This window comes from uncultured Imperialibacter sp. (genome assembly GCF_963974565.1).
Taxonomy (GTDB): domain Bacteria; phylum Bacteroidota; class Bacteroidia; order Cytophagales; family Cyclobacteriaceae; genus Imperialibacter; species Imperialibacter roseus.
The window spans coordinates 56,777-77,100 of sequence record NZ_CAXBCJ010000022.1; the positions used below are offsets into that span (position 1 = coordinate 56,777).

Annotated in this window: 20 protein-coding genes; 6 read left to right on the plus strand and 14 right to left on the minus strand. The window is 46.8% G+C overall.

Features of this window, described 5'->3' with window-relative positions:
- Positions 1–256 precede the first annotated feature (256 nt).
- From AAC052_RS23495 to AAC052_RS23550, 12 genes are all read right to left on the minus strand, one after another.
- Entirely contained in the window at positions 257–2,287 is a 2,031-nt protein-coding gene (locus AAC052_RS23495; RefSeq protein WP_339815704.1) for a TonB-dependent receptor, read from the minus strand.
- A gap of 2 nt (positions 2,288–2,289) precedes the next feature.
- Positions 2,290–3,369: a ChuX/HutX family heme-like substrate-binding protein gene (locus AAC052_RS23500; RefSeq protein ID WP_339815705.1), complete on the minus strand. Its 1,080-nt coding sequence runs from the start codon at positions 3,367–3,369 to the stop codon at positions 2,290–2,292.
- Positions 3,369–4,196, minus strand: coding sequence for a heme ABC transporter ATP-binding protein (locus AAC052_RS23505; RefSeq protein WP_339815706.1), 828 nt, complete (start codon positions 4,194–4,196; stop codon positions 3,369–3,371). The genes AAC052_RS23500 and AAC052_RS23505 overlap by 1 nt, the downstream gene beginning before the upstream one ends.
- Positions 4,197–4,206: 10 nt before the next feature.
- Positions 4,207–5,268, minus strand: coding sequence for an iron ABC transporter permease (locus AAC052_RS23510; RefSeq protein ID WP_339815707.1), 1,062 nt, complete (start codon positions 5,266–5,268; stop codon positions 4,207–4,209).
- A 27-nt stretch (positions 5,269–5,295) separates the two neighbouring features.
- Positions 5,296–6,213 (minus strand): ABC transporter substrate-binding protein, encoded by a 918-nt coding sequence (locus AAC052_RS23515; RefSeq protein ID WP_339815708.1) that lies wholly within the window; start codon positions 6,211–6,213, stop codon positions 5,296–5,298.
- 276 nt (positions 6,214–6,489) lie between these two features.
- Complete coding sequence (locus AAC052_RS23520) at positions 6,490–7,617, minus strand: Fic family protein (RefSeq protein ID WP_339815709.1); 1,128 nt, start codon at positions 7,615–7,617, stop codon at positions 6,490–6,492.
- A gap of 114 nt (positions 7,618–7,731) precedes the next feature.
- Positions 7,732–8,373 (minus strand): response regulator transcription factor, encoded by a 642-nt coding sequence (locus AAC052_RS23525; RefSeq protein ID WP_317490657.1) that lies wholly within the window; start codon positions 8,371–8,373, stop codon positions 7,732–7,734.
- A 127-nt stretch (positions 8,374–8,500) separates the two neighbouring features.
- Positions 8,501–8,722, minus strand: coding sequence for a (4Fe-4S)-binding protein (locus AAC052_RS23530; RefSeq protein WP_317490658.1), 222 nt, complete (start codon positions 8,720–8,722; stop codon positions 8,501–8,503).
- A gap of 6 nt (positions 8,723–8,728) precedes the next feature.
- Positions 8,729–9,112, minus strand: coding sequence for an OsmC family protein (locus AAC052_RS23535; protein WP_317490659.1), 384 nt, complete (start codon positions 9,110–9,112; stop codon positions 8,729–8,731).
- Positions 9,113–9,117: 5 nt separating this feature from the next.
- Entirely contained in the window at positions 9,118–9,432 is a 315-nt protein-coding gene (locus AAC052_RS23540; RefSeq protein WP_317490660.1) for a GNAT family N-acetyltransferase, read from the minus strand.
- Entirely contained in the window at positions 9,429–9,710 is a 282-nt protein-coding gene (locus AAC052_RS23545) for a GNAT family N-acetyltransferase (RefSeq protein WP_317490661.1), read from the minus strand. Before AAC052_RS23545 ends, AAC052_RS23540 begins: the two co-directional genes overlap by 4 nt.
- Before the next feature lie 52 nt (positions 9,711–9,762).
- The gene (locus AAC052_RS23550; RefSeq protein ID WP_317490662.1) at positions 9,763–10,473 is read right to left on the minus strand and encodes a pirin family protein; all 711 of its coding nucleotides are present in this window, start codon (positions 10,471–10,473) and stop codon (positions 9,763–9,765) included.
- Positions 10,474–10,730: 257 nt separating this feature from the next.
- Here AAC052_RS23550 and AAC052_RS23555 point away from each other — a divergent pair, with 257 nt between their 5' ends.
- The 3 genes from AAC052_RS23555 (at position 10,731) to AAC052_RS23565 (ending at position 13,746) form a co-directional block, all read left to right on the plus strand.
- A complete protein-coding gene (locus AAC052_RS23555; protein ID WP_317490663.1) occupies positions 10,731–11,408 on the plus strand; it encodes a response regulator transcription factor in 678 nt (225 codons plus the stop codon).
- Positions 11,408–12,781: a HAMP domain-containing sensor histidine kinase gene (locus AAC052_RS23560; RefSeq protein ID WP_339815710.1), complete on the plus strand. Its 1,374-nt coding sequence runs from the start codon at positions 11,408–11,410 to the stop codon at positions 12,779–12,781. The genes AAC052_RS23555 and AAC052_RS23560 overlap by 1 nt, the downstream gene beginning before the upstream one ends.
- 71 nt (positions 12,782–12,852) lie before the next feature.
- Positions 12,853–13,746 carry a hypothetical protein gene (locus tag AAC052_RS23565; RefSeq protein ID WP_339815711.1) on the plus strand — a complete coding sequence of 298 codons (894 nt, stop codon included), beginning with the start codon at positions 12,853–12,855 and terminating at the stop codon, positions 13,744–13,746.
- Positions 13,747–13,832: 86 nt separating this feature from the next.
- On the opposite strand, the gene AAC052_RS23570 is transcribed toward AAC052_RS23565, so the two are convergent.
- A complete protein-coding gene (locus AAC052_RS23570) occupies positions 13,833–14,795 on the minus strand; it encodes a hypothetical protein (protein ID WP_339815712.1) in 963 nt (320 codons plus the stop codon).
- A gap of 251 nt (positions 14,796–15,046) precedes the next feature.
- On the opposite strand from AAC052_RS23570, the gene AAC052_RS23575 reads away from it, so the two are divergent.
- The 3 genes from AAC052_RS23575 (at position 15,047) to AAC052_RS23585 (ending at position 19,816) form a co-directional block, all read left to right on the plus strand.
- Entirely contained in the window at positions 15,047–16,276 is a 1,230-nt protein-coding gene (locus AAC052_RS23575; protein ID WP_317490666.1) for an MFS transporter, read from the plus strand.
- Between the two features lie 154 nt (positions 16,277–16,430).
- Positions 16,431–18,830, plus strand: a complete 2,400-nt coding sequence (locus tag AAC052_RS23580) for an FtsX-like permease family protein (RefSeq protein WP_339815713.1) — start codon at positions 16,431–16,433, stop codon at positions 18,828–18,830.
- Positions 18,831–18,916: 86 nt separating this feature from the next.
- A complete protein-coding gene (locus AAC052_RS23585) occupies positions 18,917–19,816 on the plus strand; it encodes a DUF4097 family beta strand repeat-containing protein (RefSeq protein ID WP_339815714.1) in 900 nt (299 codons plus the stop codon).
- Positions 19,817–19,877: 61 nt separating this feature from the next.
- Here AAC052_RS23585 and AAC052_RS23590 read toward each other — a convergent pair whose 3' ends face one another.
- On the minus strand, positions 19,878–20,090 hold the full coding sequence (locus AAC052_RS23590; protein WP_317490669.1) for a hypothetical protein: 213 nt from the start codon (positions 20,088–20,090) through the stop codon (positions 19,878–19,880).
- Positions 20,091–20,324: the final 234 nt, after the last annotated feature.

Sequence of the window (20,324 nt, forward strand, 5' to 3'; positions counted from 1 at the left end):
GAATAGCCAAAACCTTTTGGAAGCGATAGTCGACTATTCTCCGACTTTATTCATTCCGCTGGGTATGGACTTTCCTTATGGCTATTTCATGTGCATATAGTTTTGTTTTTAAGGCCACATGGAATAGCCAACATCCTTTTGGAAATGAAAATGGGTTGTTTAACGACCTACCTCATTTCGTTGGGTATGACTATTCTTATGGCTACTTCACTGTTAATTTTAATTAGACTTATTATAAATAGAATTAGAAATTTTTTTACTTGTTCAGGTTGAAACTGAGCCCCAGAAAATAGGATCTTCCATAGCCAATAGGCCTGGCACCTCCCGTACTATGCGCTCCTCCTGTGTCTGTTGATGTGTTGTTTACATTCGTCACGTTGAAGAGGTTTCTTACTCCCAGCGTAGCACTCAGATAGCTGAATAGTTCCTTGCTGGTGGTAAAGTCCATCATGTGGTATCCGTCAATTTTGGTGAGCCGAATGGTTTCGCTGCCAGCGTCGTCAGTGCCAACTTCATAGTTAGGCAACGAGCCAGTATACTTATAGAATAGATTGAAGGTCAGCCCCGCAGGCCCCAGTTGATAGGTGGTTATCAGGTTCGCTTCAGGCGTCCAGGTGAATTCGGGAAGCTCGCTATCGTCTCCTATTAGTTGGTTGTATCGCCCTGTATAGGAAACCCCCACTTTTACTTCAAGAGCCTTGTCTGTATAGGTGGTGTTCCACATAAGTCCTTTTGTTTTAAACTTATCGACATTGATGTAGGTCGTGATCAAGCTATTGCTAGGTTTCTGTCCGTAGCTAATCATGTTGTCTACTGCGTTGTAAAAGCCATTGAGCGTCATTTCAACTCTCGATTTGGCTGTGCTCATCACCTTCCAGCTAAGTCCACCATTCACACTGTTAGATAGTTCGGCATCCAGGTCGGGGTTTCCTTCGATGGAATGGCTGGCGTCGTAGAAATTGAAGTATAGTTCTCTTAATGACGGCGCCCTGAAACCTCTCGCATAGGCAGCTCTCAGTACCAAATTATCGGTTAGCTGAAACTTGGTATTGATGGACGGAACTGCTGGCGGTGCCTGGTAAACGGAGTTTTTGATTACCCTAAACCCAGGCCTGATGCTTATTCTGTCTGTTGGGGTGTATTCACTGGAAAAGAAGAAAGCGTAGTCGTTCAGCCAGGGAGCGTCAGCACTGATGCGGCCCCCTTCTCCCTGTTCCAGGTTGATGTCGTAGCCTGGCTGAAATGACCATTGAGATGAAAGTTGATACTGGAAAGTGCCTCTGAGGCTAACGCCGTCATAAGAGGATACATCCTGCAAACCTGCGCTAAGAGCCAGCCTTACATTGCCAGTCTCCTGATCTACTGTGGTTGTCAGTGTGCGCCTGCTAAAATTGATAAGAGAAACAGCGCCGTTATAGCTCAATTTGTCAAATAGCCTGGTTTGGCCCTGTAGCTGGTGGTTAAACCTTTTGGTCATATACTCCTGATCAAGCGCCTCACCGCCATTGAAAGCGCCAGGGTTTTGTATAGACTCGTCCAAATAGTCGAGCTTGTAGAAAATGTTTGATTTATCATTTCTGAAGCCGACGAGACCGCTGGTTAGCCATTGGTTTTTTGGGTGCCATTGTTTGTCCCGGCCCTCGGCGTTACCCTGCCAGCCATAAAACTGGTTGTGACTCAGCCTGGCCTGGGTGTACACTTTGCCCAGCGTATAGCCTGCCCCGATGCTTTGATTGTGAACGCCCTTGTCGAATCCGTATTCCGATCCGGCAGACTCTTCCTGCACCCGGGCATCCAGTGAAAGCTTATCATTCTCCGGCTTTTTGGTAATAATATTGATGACTCCTGCCAGCGCATCGGCACCATACACTACCGACATGGGCCCTTCCACTATCTCAATCTTCTCAATATTGTTGACATCGACCTGATTAAGAGCGCCTGAGTTAGAGGTGCCCTCCCTCGTAATCAAAGGCATGCCATCTATCAACACTTTGATGTTTTGACCGCCCAGCCCTTGCAGTGTCATACTCGACTCGCCAAGTGCCATGTCCTGAGAAAACCTGACGTTGAGTTCTGTCTGCAGCACGTCCTGCAAACGATTAGCTCCTTGCGATTGGATTCTTTCCAAGGCAATAGTTCTCACCTGATACACTGACTTGCTGGCCGATTGCGGTTCGAACTGGCCTGTGATAACAATGTCGTCCATCACGTAGCTTTTCAGGCTATCCTGCGCCACGAGGCCGGAATGAACAACCAAAAGACAAGTGAAGAGAAAAACTACTCGCATCCCTATAGCTTTGTTAGTGAGTCGACTAGTTGTTTCCATGCCTCCAATTCAGGAATGCCTGGTTTTCTAAGGCCAAAAAACTGGGCAATCATATTATTCTCTCCATCGAATACTTCAATGCTGGTGACGTTACCTTCCGATGTGGGTTTCCGTACTACCCAGGCAGTTTGGCTGGCCTCCAGCTTCAGGTGCATATTGAACTCCGGGTCGAGGACATTGAGCCATTTCTCCTGGCCCTCGAGAAGACGGATCGTTTTTACCTTTCCTTGCTGTATTTGCAGGTTGCCTCTGTTTCCGGCAAAGATCATGATGGGAAGCTTGGTGCTTGCGGCAGTTTCGAGTACCTGCTGAAGGTTGTCAGTGCTTATGGGGTAACTGAAAGTGCCATTGGCAATTTCAAGCGCCTTGTAGCGATGCACATTGTGCCTTTTCAGCATGCCAAAGAAGTCGTGTGTGTCTTTCAACTCGCTCCACTCTTTAAGAAAGGCGGGCTTGTCAATAGCGTCCCCAAATGTGGGTTGGCTGTAAGGCTCCACCGTTTGCCCCGGCTCCTGGTTGTCGGACCGGTAGTCTTCAACAATTTTCAGAAAGGCGTCGTTGTTGCTTTTTTCCTGTAGGTAAATTTTGGTGATCGCCTCTCCGGCCTTATCGAAAATCTGCAAACTGGTGAGTGTTCTGTCGCCTTTGGTCATTTGGTGGGCAAACCCAACGTGCCAGGCGCTAAAGAAAACACGGGTTTCTATGGGGCCAATCACAGTTCCCATGGCTCTTTCGCCTTCGCCAAAAGTTTCCACTTTCTGGAACTTGCCCTTGTGCTCCAGTACACATGCATCGTTTCTGGTTAACGACATCACGTAGCCAAGCTCCGGTAGTCGTTTCAAAAAATCAGGCCAGCTTCGTTCAGGGGTGGCTTCCAGTCTCACACAGGCAGGGCCTACTTCTGTTGCCAAAAGCACTGCTTCGCTTACTCCCAGCTCCTGAGCAGCATTTCTGATTCTCACATTTGGTTGTGCGGCTTGAATCTCTGCCCAGGCTTTTTTTAATGCCTCAACATCAGTTTTATCGATTGCTAAGTTTTCCATTATCTGCTATTTATCGTTTCGTTCAAAAGGGGTGTAGTTTCAAAAGGGATGGAACCCATTGTGTATATCATAGGTATGTCGCTATTCTCACTGTAAATCAGCTCGACCGGGTATGAAAACGTATGCTCGATTATTTCTTTTCGGAGCATAAGCTGGCTGGGGCCCTGCCCCACTTCTTTCCCGTTTTTCATAAATAGAAAGTAGTCGGCATACTGAGCGGCAAGGTTGAGGTCATGTATCACAGCCGCTACTCCATATCCACGCTCCACGCACCTTTGCCGAACGATGTCGAGCAAGCCATGCTGCTGCGCTATGTCCAGGCTTGAGGTCGGTTCGTCGAGTAGGAGGTAAATTGGGTGCTCCTGCTGGTCGAGCAATTGAGCAAGTACCCTGGCCAGGTTCACTCTTTGCTGCTCGCCACCCGACAGTGTTTGATATACCCTATGCTTCAGGTGATAAACATCTGCCTCCTGCATTACTTCTCTCGTAATTTCTTCGTTTTGACTATTGGTTGTGCTGTGGGGGGTTCTTCCGAGCATCACCACTTCTTCAGCAGTAAAGGCCAGACTCAGGTGTGTTTTTTGGGGAAGCACCGCCCTGGTCAATGCCAGCTCCCTTGAAGTATAGGTGGACATTGCTTGATTGTTGATGCTTATTTCTCCTTCGTCAGGGAGTATGTCCCGGCATAGTGCTTTCAAAAGTGTTGATTTGCCGGCACCATTGGGGCCGGCAATGGCGGTAAACTTGCCCGGGAAAACGGCGACCGATACCTGGTCGAGTATTTTCTTATTGCCTACAGAATAACTTATATTTTTTCCCTGATACATGAGTGTTCGATTAAATCTGAATTCTTTTTTTTCTGGCTGAGGCAAGCATCCAGATGAAAAATGGCGTTCCCATTAGCGCCGTGATAATGCCGATGGGGAGCTCTGTAGGAGCAACAATTGTTCTGGCGATCATATCTGCTACTGTGAGTAAAATAGCACCCCCTATGGCTGAAGCCGGAAGTATCAGTTTGTGATCCGGACCAAACGCCATGCGCAGAATGTGTGGCACAACCAACCCTATGAACCCGATGGCTCCGGCCATGGCAACCGATGCACCCACTGCCAGCGCACTTAGTAAAATGATCCTGTGTTTGATTTTTTCTACTTCCACGCCCAGGTGGCGGGCTTCGGATTCTCCCAGTGCCATGGCGTTGAGTGCCTGGCTCTGCCCGATAAGGGCCACAGCAGGCAGCACGATAAGCCAGATGGCTAACCCTATTTTATCCCATGAGGCACCACTCAAATCGCCCATGCTCCAGAAAGTGAAGGAGCGCAACGCCGTTTCGTTAGAATGGAAGATGACGATGCCCATGAGGGCTGCACAAAGAGCAGTGATGGCTACACCTGCAAGAATGAGAATGGTGACGTCGGTTTGATACGCACCTTTGCTGAATTGATAGGCGATATAAGTGGCGGCAAGACTACCTGAAAAGGCTGCCACTGGTAGTAGCCACGTTGTAAGACCCGGAGTTAGAAATGCGGCGAACGTTGGGCCAAAAACCAGCACAACGACAGCCATCAAAGCGGCTCCGTTGGAAACACCAATAATGCCGGGCTCCACAAGCGGATTTCTGAAAAGACCCTGCAATGCGGCACCCGAAATTCCCAGGGCACCTCCAACCGCCACACCAAGCACCAGCCTGGGAAGACGAATCGACAACAAAACTGCTGAGTCTCTTGCGCTGACATCTGCCACATCGAGTCCCAGGTTGTGGAGGAGAATATTAACAATTTGGCCAACGCTGATGCCAAGCGCACCGACACGAAGCGAAATGAACATGGTGCACACAAGCAGCGCTACCAGGCTGCCGAGTATGGCAGAATTGGTAGTGAGCTTGCTTTTAGCTTTCATTGCCGGTAGGGTAGCCACTTGCATAGGTTAGTTGCTTTCGGCTACGTTGTGTGCTGCCAGCTCAGGGTGAATGCTAGTCGCCAGCTGAATAGCTGCCTTGCCCACGCCCGGCCCAAAGCCTGAAAGCCAAAGCCCGTCCATGGCAAGTATTTGCTCTTTTTCCCCGGCGGTCGTTTGCATCATCCCCTGAATCTGCAAAGCTCCCTCAATGCCGCCCAGGCTTTCGAGCCCACTGTCGAAAAACAAGATGTAGTCAGGATTGGCTGCGACCAGGGCCTCCGGTGTCAGTGGCTTGTAGTCGAACACTTCGTCAACAGCAAACTGCGCACCAGCCATTTTGATGAGCTCCTCTGCAAATGTGTTTTTGCCGCAGATACTCAGTGAACCGAGCCCCCGGGCATAGACGAACAGCATTCTTGGTTTTGTGGTGGTAAGGCTGATCATAGAATCCAACGAAAGAAGGTCTTTCTCTAGTGTGGCAACCAACTCTTTTGCCGCCTGCTCCTTGTTAATGATTTTGCCTATCTCAGCTATTATCTTTTTGGTAGAAGCGACGTTAAGTTCATGTTTGAACGTATGGACTGGCAAGGCTGTCGCTTGTAACTGAGTAACAACCTCGGCATTGATGTGGTCTTCCTCAGCTAATACAATATCAGCATCCAGCGACACAACGCCTTCGGCTTTGATGCCAGTGCGATAGCCTACCGAAGGCAGGGTTTGCAGGCTTTTTGGTCGGGTGCTGGTTTTGTCAGCGGCGATAACCTGATCGCAGCTTCCCAGTGCACAGACTATCTCAGACAAAGTCCCTCCAATACTGACTATTTTTAGTGAACCCTTTTCGGGAACTGAGTTTTCTATGCTCTCTGAGTTTGTATTTGCGGGCCCACATTGACTGAAAAGGAGCAGGCACGCAGCCGAAATGCTAAACAGATTGATATGTTTCATTTATTTAGAATCGTTTTAAATAATGGTAAATGTAGGCCGGGGAGATTGGGCTGTCAATCGCTTGATTGAGCTTAAATAACTGCTTCTTTAAGTACAGGAAGTGCTTGCAGTGGGGATTAATGATAGCTTGTTTAAGCTATTCGATGCTTTCGCAGCAGAAAGAAATCACATATCACTACGAACGAGTCAGTTGTGTGTGGTGTTTTTCGAAAATGTGTAGTGAAGGCGCCAGCCGGCTGAAGGATCTCAAATTGCTAAAAACAGGAGGTCAATAAGCTAGTAGACTGCCGTGCTTTCGTGGTTGATGTTTAGATAATACCTTGTTCCTTTTCGTGCCCCTGTTCTTTTGAGTGCCCCTTGCTCGACGAGGTTTTGCAAGTCTCTGGTAGCGGTAGAGGCGGTGGTTTGAGTAATACGAATGTAATTTTCAGCACTAATGCCGCCTTTAAAGCCGTTTATACCCTCTTTAAATATTCGCTCTATTACTTTCGTCTGACGTGGGTTTAATGCATTTGAAAACCGATGGAAAAATTTACCCTTTTCAATCAGGAAGTCAATTGTGCTTTGCGTGTGACTCTGCGCTTGTATAACCAGATGGCAAAAATATTCCAGCCATTGATCGATAGCTAAACTCGTGCTATTGTTTTGGAGAGCCTCATAGTATTCCTTTTTGTTGCTTTCTATAACATGAGAAATGGCAATGAGTGTAGGTTTTCCAAGCGCCTGAGAAAGTGCTTTTTCGGATATAGCCCTTCCTATTCTCCCGTTTCCATCCTCAAAGGGGTGAATGCTTTCGAAGTATAGGTGGGCTATCCCTGCCCGTATAAGTGGCGAGAGCGGGTCAGAAGCGGGTTTGTTTGTTGCATTGAACCATGCGATGAAGGTGTCCATTTCTTTTTTCACTCTTGAAGAGGGCGGGGCCTCATAGTGCACCTTGGGGTTGCCGAGTGCTCCTGACACCACTTGCATGGGATCCTCATGTGTTCTATATCTGCCAATATCCAACAGATCTCTTCTCCCGGAGGTCAACATTTCATGCCAGGAAAAGAGCTGATGTTCATCCAAGGGGGTGTTATAGGTCTTATATAAGTCGATCATTAGCTCAGCTATTCCCTCTTCAGCGGGAGTAATTCTCCGTTGATGATCAGTTTTGAAGCCAAATTGTCGTCGAATAGAAGACTGTAGAGACTCCCTATTCAAAAGCTCACCCTCGATTTCTGATGTTTTAAAAGCTTCATTACTCATTAAATCAACCTTCAGAACATCTTGGTCAGCCACACTGACATGCTTCATGCTTCCAAACATAATCCCCGCTCTGTGGAGGAAGTCTCGTTCGTAGGCTTCGTAAATATCAACTTTGTATTTGAATTGGGGCCACTCTTTGTGTTGCCAGTTCCAAGTCATGAGCTATATTTTTCTATTTATAGCTCAATATATGGGTATTTTATGAGCTATAAAAATTTTCTTATAGCTCATCCACATACAACTAGTAAGTTTAGTTTTGACTGATTGAGGAAATTAAACCGTAATAAGCTTCTCCCGTATCGCTTTTACGACGAGCTCCACCGGCGTCTTCACATTCATTTTCTTCAGGATGTTTTTGCGATGGGCGTGAATGGTATGAGGGCTGAGGTGCAGCTCCTCTCCAATTTCTTCTGTTGACAGGCCTTTGGCTATGAACCGGATAACCCCGATTTCTCTTTCAGAAAGCGTTTTCTCTGACTGCAGGTCGTCGGCTGCGTCGTTTTCGGCCAGGAAGGCTTCCATCACTTTGTTGCAAACGAATTTTTCCTGATGAATCGCAGCTTCCAGGGCGGCCAAAACCTCCCGTTGGCTGCAGTTTTTGGTGATGATGCCAATGGCACCGAATTTGATCAGCGGCTTTAAGTCTTCCTGATCGATGCGGGAAACAAGTAGGAGAGGGTATACTTGAGGGTTGTCAGCAAGCACTTCTAAGAGACTCGCTGGATCCAGGTCTTTCACCCCATATGGATTGACTATAAGGATGCCGGACGGAAAATTTTTCAGGACGTTGCTCAATGCAACACGGCTCTTGACCGTTTCTACCTGTACGGATTCAAAAGCTTGATGCACCAGGTATAATAACCCGGCAACGGACAACTCATGTGTATCAGCTACGATTACGTTAGGTGCAGACATCAGGCATTTTATCCTCAGTCTGCAAATAACAGCAAGTCCCTTGAGAAATTAAAGCTTATTTAGACTAAATATAAATAAATGATTTAACAGGTCTATTTTCAGGATGAAGTTACAGCACCAAACCGGTCTATTTGCTCGTCATTCTGTAGGTAAGGGCACCCGATGGACATTTCTTTACCTGCTCAATAATTTCTTCAGTCGTTCCGCCTTCAGGCTTTATCCAGGGACGTTCCTTGTAGTTGAAAACTCCGGGCAAGCCTCTCCAGCATTTTTCAGAGTGCTGGCAGTTTTCAGCCTGCCAAATGATGGTCACTTCGCCATTGCTATACTCTTTTATCTTGTCGGCCATATTGAATTATCTTATTCTGGTATCTATTGGGTTGGCTTTTGAAAGAAGCTTGTGGATGGGGCAGCTATTGGCAACAGAAGTCAGCCTTGGCAGCTGTTCCGGTGTATGTCCTTGCAGTACTACCTGCCGCCGGAAGGTGCCTATACCATCAATAGTTTCGTAAACCACGTTCACCGATTTCACCGATGCCTCCCACCCTTTGTGCTGGATATACATCTGCAACGTGATAGTGGTGCAGGCAGCAAGGCTTGCACAAACAAGTTCGGTGGGAGTAGGGGCGGTATCTCCCCCTCCTTTTTCTTCGGGTTCATCGAGCAATACTTCGTGCTGGCGAATTTTTGCACTCACCTGAAAATTTGTGTTGTTTGGAGTTGCTGTTGCTTCTGCCATGGGTGTTATTTAAATCGTGCTTGGTTTTTCTCATTCATCAAGTCATGGTACTCCTTGTGTTTTTTCAAAAATGCTACCACAAACGGACAGAGCGGTACCAGTTCGTGGCCTTCTTTTCTAATAATGTCCAGTGCTTCTTTCACAATTTTACTGGCCACACCTTTTCCTCTTAACGACGGATCAACCTCTGTATGAACAAGGAACATTTGATTAGTTGATTTCTTAAACGTGTATTCTATCACAGACAGAACACCATCAATCTCTAACTCAAACCTCTTTTTGTCGGGGTTATTGATAGTCTCATAAGCGTCCAGGTTCATAACACGTCTCTTAATTCGGGGTTCTTATCAAATACGGACCTGGCAAAGGGGCAAAGAGGGATGATGCTAATCTTCTTTGCTCTGGCATAAGCTACGGCGCTTTCTACCATTAGCCTACCTGCACCCTGACCACGCAATTCGCCGTCCACTTCGGTGTGGTCGATAATGATACGATCTGTGCCAGCCTTGCTATAGGTCATCTCGGCCATTTTGCGACCTTCGATTTCTATGTAGAATGATCCTTTTGAGTCTTCTTCCCGTTGTTTTACTTCTAGCATGGTTGTAAGATATTAAAAAGGCTGGCAGATCAATCCGCCAGCCGTAACTGATTTAGTTCATTGGCACTTCCATGAGCAACACCTCCGCATTGGTGGAAGCAGTTAGCTTACTCAGTTCGGTTTCCCACACTCCGAAGCCATCTCGTTTTCCCAGTTTCTGCCCGTCCACTTCTACATCGCCTTCCAGAATAAAGTAGTAGAGCCCATTGCCTTTTCCTTTTACCTGATAGTCGAGCGACTTGCCTGCGTCCAGTTTGGTCATGCTAAACCAGGCGTTTTGGTGTACCCAAACACCTTCATCATCCGCATTGGGCGACAACACCTGCTGCCATGCATTGTGTTTTTTGTCAGCGTCCAGGGTGATCTGGTCATAGCGGGGTGTCACATCCTTTTTGTTGGGGAACATCCAGATTTGAAGGAATTTCACTTCTTTGTCTTTGTGGAAGTTCTTCTCACTATGGTAGATGCCTGTGCCGGCACTCAGTACCTGCACATCTCCCTGCCTTATCACCTGTTTGTTCCCCATGCTGTCCTGATGCTCAAGGTCGCCTGACAATGGAATGGAGATGATTTCCATATTGTCGTGTGGGTGAGTGCCAAAGCCCATGCTACCGCTAACGGTGTCATCGTTCAAAACCCTTAAAACACCAAAATGCAATCTTTCAGGATCGTAGTATTGTGCAAAACTGAAAGTGTGATAGGAATTGAGCCAACCGTGGTTAGCATGTCCTCTCGTATTGGCTTTGTGCAAAATAGTTTTCATTTTTTGGTTCTCCTCTCAGAACTAAAGTTAGTTTTTAATCTCTTTTGTCCAATTTTCATACATTTATATGTATGTACATACAAATACGTGTTGGCAAGGAAAAAGTTGTTTTTAAGGGCGTTTTAATTTGTTGCTTACGCTTTTTTCATATCTCTGCATTGTAATCGGCTTTTAAAGAGTTGCAGAGGAGATTCATGTACTTTGCCGTGACTTTAGTGAGTTGGACTCATAGTAGTTCTTATCTTTAATAGATTTCTATGAACATACTACTGGTAGAAGACGAAGCAAAGGTAGCATCATTTATCAAGCAGGGGCTTGAAGAGCAGGGCTATGTGGTTGACCTGGCTACTGACGGGCAAATGGGCCTAACGTTATTTCTAAAGGGAGCTTACGACGTCGCAGTCCTGGATGTGATAGTCCCCTTTATCAGCGGGGTAGAACTTTGTCGGGCTATAAAGAACAACAAACCCTCACTGCCGGTAATCATGCTCACTGCTTTGGGTACCACCGAAGACAAAGTCAACGGTTTTGAGGCTGGTGCCGACGACTATCTGGTCAAGCCTTTTGAATTCAAGGAGCTTTTACTCAGGCTCAAAGCACTCACCCGTCGAAGCCAGAGAGAGGAAGTAGTCTCTCATGTGCTGACAGTAGCTGACTTGACCCTAGATCTCGACAAAAAGGTGGCTCACCGGGGGAACAAACAAATAGACCTGACTGCCAAGGAATTTGGTTTGCTCGAATACCTGATGAGGAATAAAGGCAGAGTGGTGTCAAAAATGGATATTTCAGAGAAGGTGTGGGACATAGATTTTGATACGGGCACCAATGTGGTAGAAGTATATATCAATATCCTGAGGAAAAAGATAGACAGAGACTTTGAGGACAAGCTCATCCATACCCGGATAGGGATGGGGTATATTTTTGAAAAAGCCTAATGCAAATCAGGGACAAGCTTACCTTCCTTTTCTTGCTGATAGTGGCGCTGATCATGGGCGCTTCTTCGTTAGCTATCTACTACTTATCGGCTCAGTACCGCAAACAAGAGTTTTATGAAAGGATAGAAAACAAAGCCAGAAATGTGGCCAAACTGCTTATTGAAGTAGAGGAGGTGGATGCAGAGCTGCTGCGGAAGATTGAGGAGAACAACCCGGTGAGCTTGCCAAATGAGGAGATTACCATTTTCGACTATCAAAATCAGGTGCTGTATAGTTCAGAAGGGGTGCAGACAGTGGAGGTGAATGAGGCTCTACTGAACAGGATCAGGCTTGAGGGGGAAGTCAGATTTGTATTCGGAAATCAGGAAGTGCTTGGAGTGCTTTTTACGGACCAATATGACAGAGTGGTGGTGGTGGCTTCGGCTACGGATATTTTTGGCTATCGAAAACTGAACAACCTGCGCAATGTGCTTTTCATCGTTTTCGGCGCAGGTCTGCTTTTTACCTTCATATCAGGGCGAATTTTTGCACAACGTACCCTAAGTCCTATTTCCCGGGTAATCGCCCAGGTCGACGCCATTGGTATCAGTAACCTGAGCAGCCGGGTAGACGAGGGAAATCAAACTGATGAGCTGGCGCAGCTGGCAGGCACATTCAACGACATGCTCGACAGGCTGGAAGAGGCCTTTAAGCTCCAGAAGAACTTCATTGCCAATGCCTCGCATGAGTTGCGAACGCCACTTACTGCTATTACCGGCCAGCTTGAAGTGACCTTGCTGAGCGACAGAACTGCCGAAGATTACAAGCGCACCGTAAATTCTGTTCTTGACGATATCAAGAACCTGAATTATCTGTCTAACCGGCTGCTCCTGCTTGCGCAGGCGAGCTCCGAGAGTGTTGAAAGCTCTTTCGGTTCCATCAGGGTGGACGAGCTTCTCTGGCAAAGCGCTGGTGAGCTCCAGAAAAGAAATCCATCATACAAGGTCTCAATATCGTTCAACGAGGATTTGGAGGATGATCAGATGACCATCGTAGGCAATGAGCAGCTGATAAAAACAGCTTTACTCAATCTGATGGACAATGGGTGCAAATATTCTGACCCTCATGAGGTGCAGGTAAGCGTTGAACCAGACGGAGGACAGCTGGTGTTGACTTTCCGGGATTTTGGCATCGGCATAGACGAAGAAGAGCAGGAGTTGATTTTCGAGCCTTTCCACCGGGGAAGCAACGCCCAAAACATCAAAGGCCATGGCATTGGGCTGTCGCTGGTGCAAAGAATAGTGAAACTGCACGAGGGCACGCTCACACTTATCTCAAAAAAGGGCAAGGGCAGCACTTTTACCCTAACGCTTCCGGTCGAGAAAAAAAATTAATGCCATTTTAATCTCGCACTAATAGGGCCTTTAGATGACCGCCGTACAATTGCATCATAAACATCAAAAGTATGAGCGAGTCATCATCAACATCGAGAATTAAAGTCACAGCTTATGTAATAGCCGGGCTTTTGTTTGTAAGCCTTTTTATTGGCGCCCACTATATCACTCTGAACAAGGAGGCGGTCGCCAGTCTTAACGAGGAGAAGCTTAAATCTGAAGCATTGCTTTCAGAGAAACTTCAACTTCAAAAAGAGATTGATAAGTTTAAAAAAGAGATAGCCTCTCTGACAGGCAAAAATGCCAATCTTGATCATCTCCTGGCTCAGGCGAACGATAACCTGGCTCAGAAGGAAGCGCAGCTAAGCCAGATCAAACGGAGCAATGGCTCTATTGCAGAACTGAACAGGCAAATAGCTGAGTTGAAAGCTTTGAAGTCAGGTCTTGATTCGCAGATTGCCAGCCTTAACGGAGAAATCAGCAAGCTTCGGGATGAAAACGGCAACCTGAGAAAAGAGAACGCCAATGCTAATGCTATGATTGCTCAGTTGGAAATGGACAACAAAGTCCTTACTGAAAACATGGGTCTTCTTACTGCTTTGACCGAGGATAACCTTGTGCTCGTCACCAAAAAGAATGAAAAATTAACGGTAAGAGCTAAGAAAGCCAAGAAAATCAACTTCGTGTTCGACGTGCCACAGAGTGCTCTTGGTGGCCTTGAGTTCAAAGTAGTGTCTCCTGGTTCAAAAGTTTATTCCAAAGCCGATGGTACTGTTTCACACCACCTCTTGCAGGGAGATGGCAACCCTGTCGCAAGCCTAGGAGTTTATCCGGGCCAGTTTGAGATGGTTCAACGGGTAGAAATGGTTTTTACACCTAAAGAAAAATTGACCACCGGAATTTACAAGATCGAGGTGTATAACAAAGGTACTAAGCTGGGTCGCATGCAGGTGAAGCTGGATTGACCCCAGAAAGATAATATAGGTTGATTAGGTTAGGTTCCTGATTGAAAAGCGCTGGGTTTCCCAGCGCTTTCTTTTTTCCCAGCCTGTTATTTTTCGGCTACCGGCATCCTCACCCAATAAATATCTCCCCTTCCATTGCCAGGGGAACTGATCTGCCCGACAAATCCTTCGTATGTTAGAGAGCCTTCCGTCTGATCGGATGATTTGACTTTTTCACTGGTAAAGAAAAGCCACTGGCCGTCGGGAGAAACGTAAGGGCAATAGTCGAGCCTGGGGCTGTTAATGGCATCACCCATGTTAACTGCCGGCTGCCACTTTCCTGCAGCATCTTTTCTGCTAATGTATAAATCGCCACCTCCCTGGCTACCTTCCCTTTGCCAGGATCCGAAAATGATAAACTGTTCGTCCGGGTCAACGAAGGCGTTGTATTCGTCGGTGGATGAATTGACCGTAGAGTCCAATGGCTCAGGTGCCGTGAACTTGCCATTTTCAAATTTGGAAAAAACGATATCTTCTCCTCCCATGCCACCTTCTTCCAGCCTGAGTGTGAAATAAAGGTTGCCGCTTTTGGCGACAGACGGGTAATACTCATGGCCATCGGAATTCACAGGCGCTCCCATATTTTTGGCTTCCGACCAGCTGCCGTCCTTTTGCTTTTCGACATACCAAATATCAAAGTCTTTGTCGGGCCCACTATCCGTTAGCGACCGCCTTGAGGCAAAATAAAGCTTCGACCCATCGGGCGAGAAGGCAGGTTCAATGTCATAACTATTACCAGAGAAAGAAGCAATCGCCGGGTCTTCCCATCGCCCTCCACTATACTTGCGCATTACTATCACACTCTTTTGGACGCCCACCAGAGAATAGTAGATTTCAGTTCCATCAGGGGAAATCGCAAAATCTCTTTCATTATTACCAGTTGAGACATTCGCAGGAGCAAACATTTCAGGAGTGGTGCCTGGCGTTGACTGGCCAAGGTATTCCCACGGCTTTTCAGGCTGGCCTTTACAACCGACGATCAGCGCAAAAAGAAGCAAATAGCGATTCATGGTGATAGATTTAGCGTCGTTAGGTTAATTCCTGCTGCGTTTCTTTCGGGCAGCCTTTCATAGAACAACCCACTGGCAATTGAGCCGTATTTGGGGCAAAGGTTCCTTTAATGTGCAGTCAGGCATCGTACACGCCGGAATGCCGCCATTCATTTCAACGCTTTTGAGAATTTTATTCCTGACATCTGCGTTAATTTGCAATTGATATGAAGGACGGCCAAAGTTTTGGGTGACATATTACAAGAAGATTGATGAACAACGGAGCAGTTGCGGCCACCATGGCCAACGAAACCACCAACAAAGCCACATTTTCCATTTTGGTGGCTCTTAGTATTTCACACCTGTTGAACGACACTATGCAGTCGCTGATCCCATCCATTTACCCGATGGTGAAGGAGAATTATCAGCTCACATTTAGCCAGATTGGCTTGATTACACTTACGTTTCAGCTGACTGCCTCCCTGCTTCAGCCTGTAGTGGGTGCATTTACAGATAAGCGGCCACAGCCATTTTCACTTGCTGCTGGAATGGGCTTCACCCTATTAGGGCTGCTGGGTATGTCTATGGCCGGAAGCTTCACTATGATTCTTGTGTCAGCGGCTTTTATAGGCCTGGGTTCATCTGTTTTTCATCCGGAAGCCTCCCGCATGGCGCACATGGCTTCCGGCGGCCGTCATGGAATGGCTCAGTCGTTGTTTCAGGTGGGAGGCAATGCGGGAAGCTCCCTTGGGCCGTTGCTGGCAGCGTTGATCATTGTCCCGCTTGGGCAATTTCACGTCATATGGTTTTCTCTGCTGGCCTTGTTGGCGATGATTATATTGGCCAACGTCGGCAAATGGTACAAGTTTCAGTTGGTGGTTAAGAGCAGGAAAGCCAAGCGAGCCGTTGCCGAGCCGGAGAAAATATTCGCCCTTCCGGTAAAGAAGGTAGTTTGGTCGTTGACTATTTTGTTATTGCTCATTTTTTCCAAGTATATCTATATGACCAGCATGAGCAGCTATTTTACTTTTTACCTGATTCAAAAATTTGATGTGTCGGTAAAAGCATCGCAGCTGTACTTATTTATGTTCCTTTTTGCTGTTGCTGCCGGCACCTTCCTGGGAGGCCCCATGGGAGATCGGTTTGGTCGCAAGTATGTGATCTGGTTCTCGATACTTGGCGCAGCGCCTTTTACACTGATACTGCCTTACGCCAGCCTGTTCTGGACGGGAGTATTAAGCGTAGTTATTGGACTCATATTGTCGTCAGCTTTCTCCGCCATTCTCGTTTATGCCCAGGAGTTGGTGCCTGGGAAAGTGGGCATGATTGCCGGACTGTTCTTTGGCCTGGCTTTCGGTACCGCCGGCATCGGGTCGGCCTTGCTCGGGGAACTAGCTGATAGAACCAGCATTGAATATGTTTTTGCTATTTGTTCTTTCCTGCCCCTGCTGGGCATTATAGCTGTGCTCTTGCCGGGCAGAAAGGAGCTCCAGGCTGGTTAATATTTGGGATGTTTGGCAGTGACCGGTACCGTCCGCTGGCGGGCAAAACAGCTTTGTAGCTGGAAATAAAATATTTGCAATTAATTGACTGTCAGTTAATTAAATTATGGAACGATGATTGCAAAAGCGCCGACAAAGTAAAACCACTATCACTATGTTGACGAACTTCTTGAAATCAGCACTCCGCAACAGCCTGCGGCACAGAGGCTACACACTGATCAATGTCCTGGGCTTGTCGGTAGGCCTGGGAGTGTTTTTGATCCTCATGTTCTATATCAGATATGAGCAAAGCTTCAACTTGTATCATTCGAAAGCTGATAAGATTTATAGAATTGTAGAAAGTGGGACTACTCCTGAAGCGGGAGAAGTGAAAACTATTTTCACGAACTGGGCCATGGGAGGGGCGTTGAAAGCTGAGTTTCCTGAGGTAGAGAACGTCGCCAGGGTGTTTATTTTTGGCGGTGCTATGCACACAATCGGCGAGAAGAAATTTCTGGAGCGAAATTATTATGTAGTTGAGAAGTCATATTTTGAGGTGTTTGACCACCGATTCACAGCAGGAAGCATCGCCCAGGATGTTGGAAACAATGGTGTGGACCTGATCTTGACTCATTCGGCAGCCAAAAAGTATTTTGGTGCTGAGAACCCTGTTGGCAAAATGATTGACTCTGACCGATTTGGCTCCTGTAAGGTGGTGGCTGTGATAGAGGATGTGCCAAAAAATTCAAGCTTTCAACCTGATTTCTTTTATCTCGCCGACATAAAAATGTGGAGCGAAAATTACCAAAGATATTTCGCAAGCTGGGAGCCTCGAAATTGCGGCACTTTTCTGGTGCTAAATGATCAGTCGGCGGTTGCCTCTGTCATGCAAAAGAAGGAAGCGTTTCTGAAAGACAACCTGGGAGAGCAGTGGGAGACAAGGGATTTTGAGTTGCAGCCACTTACGGATGTGCACCTCAGGTCTGTAGACATTGACACTCCCACGCAGCATGCCAAGGGTAATCAGCAATACATCATTATTTTCGGGCTCATTGCAGTTTTTGTGCTAGTCATCGCTGTCATCAATTACATCAACCTGGCCACCGCAAGAGCTATTTTCAGGCGTAAGGAGGTGGGTATTCGCAAAGTGGTTGGTGCATCGAAGGGGCAGCTGATAAGCCAATTTTTAGTGGAGTCGATGTTGGTTTCAACTGTGGCATTAATTGCCGCATTAGGGCTTATCGAACTGGCACTTCCCTGGTTCAATAGTCTTACTGAAAGAACTATCGAGATCCCTTATCTTCAGCAGCCTTTCATCCTTGTTGCAATCTTCAGTGTGAGCACTATAACGGGCATCTTTTCCGGCTTGGTACCTGCTTTTATTATTTCAGCGTATCAACCGGGCCAGGTGCTGGGCGGGCACTTTCAAAAGGTTGGTAATTTGATATCCCGAAAAGTATTAGTGGTCTTCCAATTCTCTTTGTCCATTGTTCTGATCATTGCTACCGCTGTGGTGTATAATCAAATGGACTATGTACAAAACCGGGATATGGGATTCGACAAAGAACGAAAAATGGTGATTGATATTAACTCAGGAAATGTCCGGAGAAGCTTCAGAGCCATGAAGAGCGAGTTTGCAGCGCACCCTGATGTTCTGAATGTGGCGGCAGTAAGCCGGGTACCTGGTGAGTGGAAATCACTGCCAGCTGTTTCTGTGACAAAGATGGCAGGCGAAGACCCCCAACTGATGCGTTTTATGGGTTTTGACCCTGATGCACTTGAGACGTTCGATATCAAATTAACGGTGGGGAGCAATTTTTCAGGTAACGACCAGTTAGATTCTCTCCATGTTTTACTCAATGAAAAAGCAGCTGCAATGCTCGGGGGTGAAGGCATCGTTGGTGAGAGGATTCAGTTTCACGACGGGGAAGAATCCATTACTTTCCAGGTAGTCGGGATCGTGGAAAACTTCAATTTCGAGTCCCTTTATCAGGAGATTGGCCCCATGGTGATTGGCCCGTGGAACAATGTGATAATGTCTATCGACTACTTCGTGCTCAACACCAAAGGCGACCCGTCTAATGTACTGGAACATGCAAGTGCTGTGCATGATAAGTTTGCTCCTGAGGGTTCCATCGAATACAATTTTCTTGACCAACAGTGGGAACGGTATTATAGGGATGATGTGAAGAGAGGAACCGTCTTTGCGCTGGCGGCGGGGTTGGCAATTTTTATTGCCTGTCTCGGCCTGCTTGGCCTGGCCAGTTTCGCAACCTCACTGCGGCTGAAGGAGTTTGGCATCAGGAAAGTGCTGGGAGCCTCCAACCAGCAGCTGGTCTACCTGATCTCAAAAGAGTTTCTGTTGCTGGTGCTGATTGGTTTCGCATTGGGCAGCCCACTGGCCTATTGGCTGATGGACAAATGGCTAAGCAGCTTCGCCTACGCAGAAGGGCTTTCGGTATCAACATTTGCAGTAACCGGACTTGTGGTTGCCCTGATAGCGTTGCTTACCGTTGGCTACAAGTCTTTGCAGGCTGCCCGCCGCAATCCGACCGCCTCTTTGCGAAATGAGTAAATAAGTGATGACAGTTTGACGTGCAACCTTTTTGGTCGACCTATGTCTTTTGTCATAAATAGGTTAATCACTCTAAGTCAAAAACTATGAAATTACTCAACAAACCAGGATTAACTGTAGCCTTACTGTTTATGGTGGTGGGAATGGCAACAGCACAGCAGAAGGTAGACAGAACGTTCAGTGGTATTAATAAAGTAACTATGAGCATTTCGTCCGGCGATGCCTTTTTTGAGAAATCTGCGGATGGTAAAGTATATGTGGCATTGGAGCATGATATAGACGACTATGAGCCTACTATAGAGCAAAAGGGGTCTACGCTCGTGATCAATGAGGAGAAGATGAAGAACCGGAGAAGCTGGAGTGGAGACTCAAAATGGACAATTAAGGTGCCGGATGAAGTTAACATCAGCTTCAATACTGGTAGCGGCGATGTGCAAATTAGTGGGCTGATGGCTGACCTAAGCACTAATTCGGGCTCTGGAAACACCAGAATTGAAAACTCGGATGGAAAAATCAGAGTGAACACCGGGTCTGGTAATATCAGAGCCAGAGAGTCTAAAGGAGATCTTACATTTAATGCCGGTTCTGGCAATATCGACTTGTACGCTGTCAATGCTGAAGTGAGCGCCAATGTGGGAAGTGGAAATGTGAGTGCTGAAAAGTTGACGCTTTTAGGAAAAAGCTCATTCAATTCGGGCTCTGGCGACGTGGAGGTGTCCTTAGCTGCCACGCCAGCTTATGATATATCGGTTAACAGTGGCTCAGGAGATTCAACGCTGGACTTTGAAGGGAACAAGATTGAGGGTGTGGTAGTGATGGAAGCCAATAAAGACAATGGCGATATTGACGCCCCTTTTGATTTTGACAGTACGGAGGAGGTAGGAAATGGTCGTAACACGACTGTGAAGAAAACAAAGAAAATAGGTTCTTCTGATGTAAGAATAAAAGTCAGCACGGGCTCTGGTACTGCCGAAATCAAAAGCTAAGCAGAAGTTTTTAATTGCGCTGGAGAAATGGATGTCAGGTCATGTGACCTGACATTTTTTTTTATGATTTTCTCAGGACATAGACTCCCCCAATAACCAGGAGCACTCCGAAACCAAGATAGATGTAGGCGGTAGTTGCGCTAGTTTCATTTTTAGCAGAAAGCTCCAACTTGCCCACTTTCAACGATGCCGATGAATTCTGGAGCTGGGTTACACCTTCATATCCCAGGTATACACCACCTGCGATGAGTAAAATACTGATAATTTTCTTCATAGCTATTGAGTTTGTAGGAGTTGCAAGGTACATAACGAACAGCGGATCACAAGAATTGTGCGGAGGATAGTCGCCGGAGAAAGCATTTAAGGGTTATTTGTCCTTTTTGCCTTTGGTTTTGGTCTGATTTGGTTCTTGTTTTTCAGGTCTGGGAAAAGCCTTGTATTCCTCCCGGAGTTCGGGACTGTCATTGAAGCAGACTGGGCTGGAAGGTTTTGGGCTAGTTTTTTTTCT

Excerpts from the sequence above, each read along its gene's own strand:
- AAC052_RS23560 (WP_339815710.1), top strand. The coding sequence starts at position 11,408 with ATGCAAATCAGGGACAAGCTTACCTTCCTTTTCTTGCTGATAGTGGCG.
- AAC052_RS23520 (WP_339815709.1), bottom strand. The coding sequence starts at position 7,617 with ATGACTTGGAACTGGCAACACAAAGAGTGGCCCCAATTCAAATACAAA.
- AAC052_RS23550 (WP_317490662.1), bottom strand. The coding sequence starts at position 10,473 with ATGAAAACTATTTTGCACAAAGCCAATACGAGAGGACATGCTAACCAC.
- AAC052_RS23505 (WP_339815706.1), bottom strand. The coding sequence starts at position 4,196 with ATGTATCAGGGAAAAAATATAAGTTATTCTGTAGGCAATAAGAAAATA.
- AAC052_RS23590 (WP_317490669.1), bottom strand. The coding sequence starts at position 20,090 with ATGAAGAAAATTATCAGTATTTTACTCATCGCAGGTGGTGTATACCTG.
- AAC052_RS23510 (WP_339815707.1), bottom strand. The coding sequence starts at position 5,268 with ATGAAAGCTAAAAGCAAGCTCACTACCAATTCTGCCATACTCGGCAGC.
- AAC052_RS23570 (WP_339815712.1), bottom strand. The coding sequence starts at position 14,795 with ATGAATCGCTATTTGCTTCTTTTTGCGCTGATCGTCGGTTGTAAAGGC.
- AAC052_RS23535 (WP_317490659.1), bottom strand. The coding sequence starts at position 9,112 with ATGGCAGAAGCAACAGCAACTCCAAACAACACAAATTTTCAGGTGAGT.
- AAC052_RS23540 (WP_317490660.1), bottom strand. The coding sequence starts at position 9,432 with ATGAACCTGGACGCTTATGAGACTATCAATAACCCCGACAAAAAGAGG.
- AAC052_RS23575 (WP_317490666.1), top strand. The coding sequence starts at position 15,047 with ATGAACAACGGAGCAGTTGCGGCCACCATGGCCAACGAAACCACCAAC.
- AAC052_RS23500 (WP_339815705.1), bottom strand. The coding sequence starts at position 3,369 with ATGGAAAACTTAGCAATCGATAAAACTGATGTTGAGGCATTAAAAAAA.
- AAC052_RS23545 (WP_317490661.1), bottom strand. The coding sequence starts at position 9,710 with ATGCTAGAAGTAAAACAACGGGAAGAAGACTCAAAAGGATCATTCTAC.
- AAC052_RS23515 (WP_339815708.1), bottom strand. The coding sequence starts at position 6,213 with ATGAAACATATCAATCTGTTTAGCATTTCGGCTGCGTGCCTGCTCCTT.
- AAC052_RS23525 (WP_317490657.1), bottom strand. The coding sequence starts at position 8,373 with ATGTCTGCACCTAACGTAATCGTAGCTGATACACATGAGTTGTCCGTT.
- AAC052_RS23530 (WP_317490658.1), bottom strand. The coding sequence starts at position 8,722 with ATGGCCGACAAGATAAAAGAGTATAGCAATGGCGAAGTGACCATCATT.
- AAC052_RS23565 (WP_339815711.1), top strand. The coding sequence starts at position 12,853 with ATGAGCGAGTCATCATCAACATCGAGAATTAAAGTCACAGCTTATGTA.
- AAC052_RS23495 (WP_339815704.1), bottom strand. The coding sequence starts at position 2,287 with ATGCGAGTAGTTTTTCTCTTCACTTGTCTTTTGGTTGTTCATTCCGGC.
- AAC052_RS23585 (WP_339815714.1), top strand. The coding sequence starts at position 18,917 with ATGAAATTACTCAACAAACCAGGATTAACTGTAGCCTTACTGTTTATG.
- AAC052_RS23580 (WP_339815713.1), top strand. The coding sequence starts at position 16,431 with ATGTTGACGAACTTCTTGAAATCAGCACTCCGCAACAGCCTGCGGCAC.
- AAC052_RS23555 (WP_317490663.1), top strand. The coding sequence starts at position 10,731 with ATGAACATACTACTGGTAGAAGACGAAGCAAAGGTAGCATCATTTATC.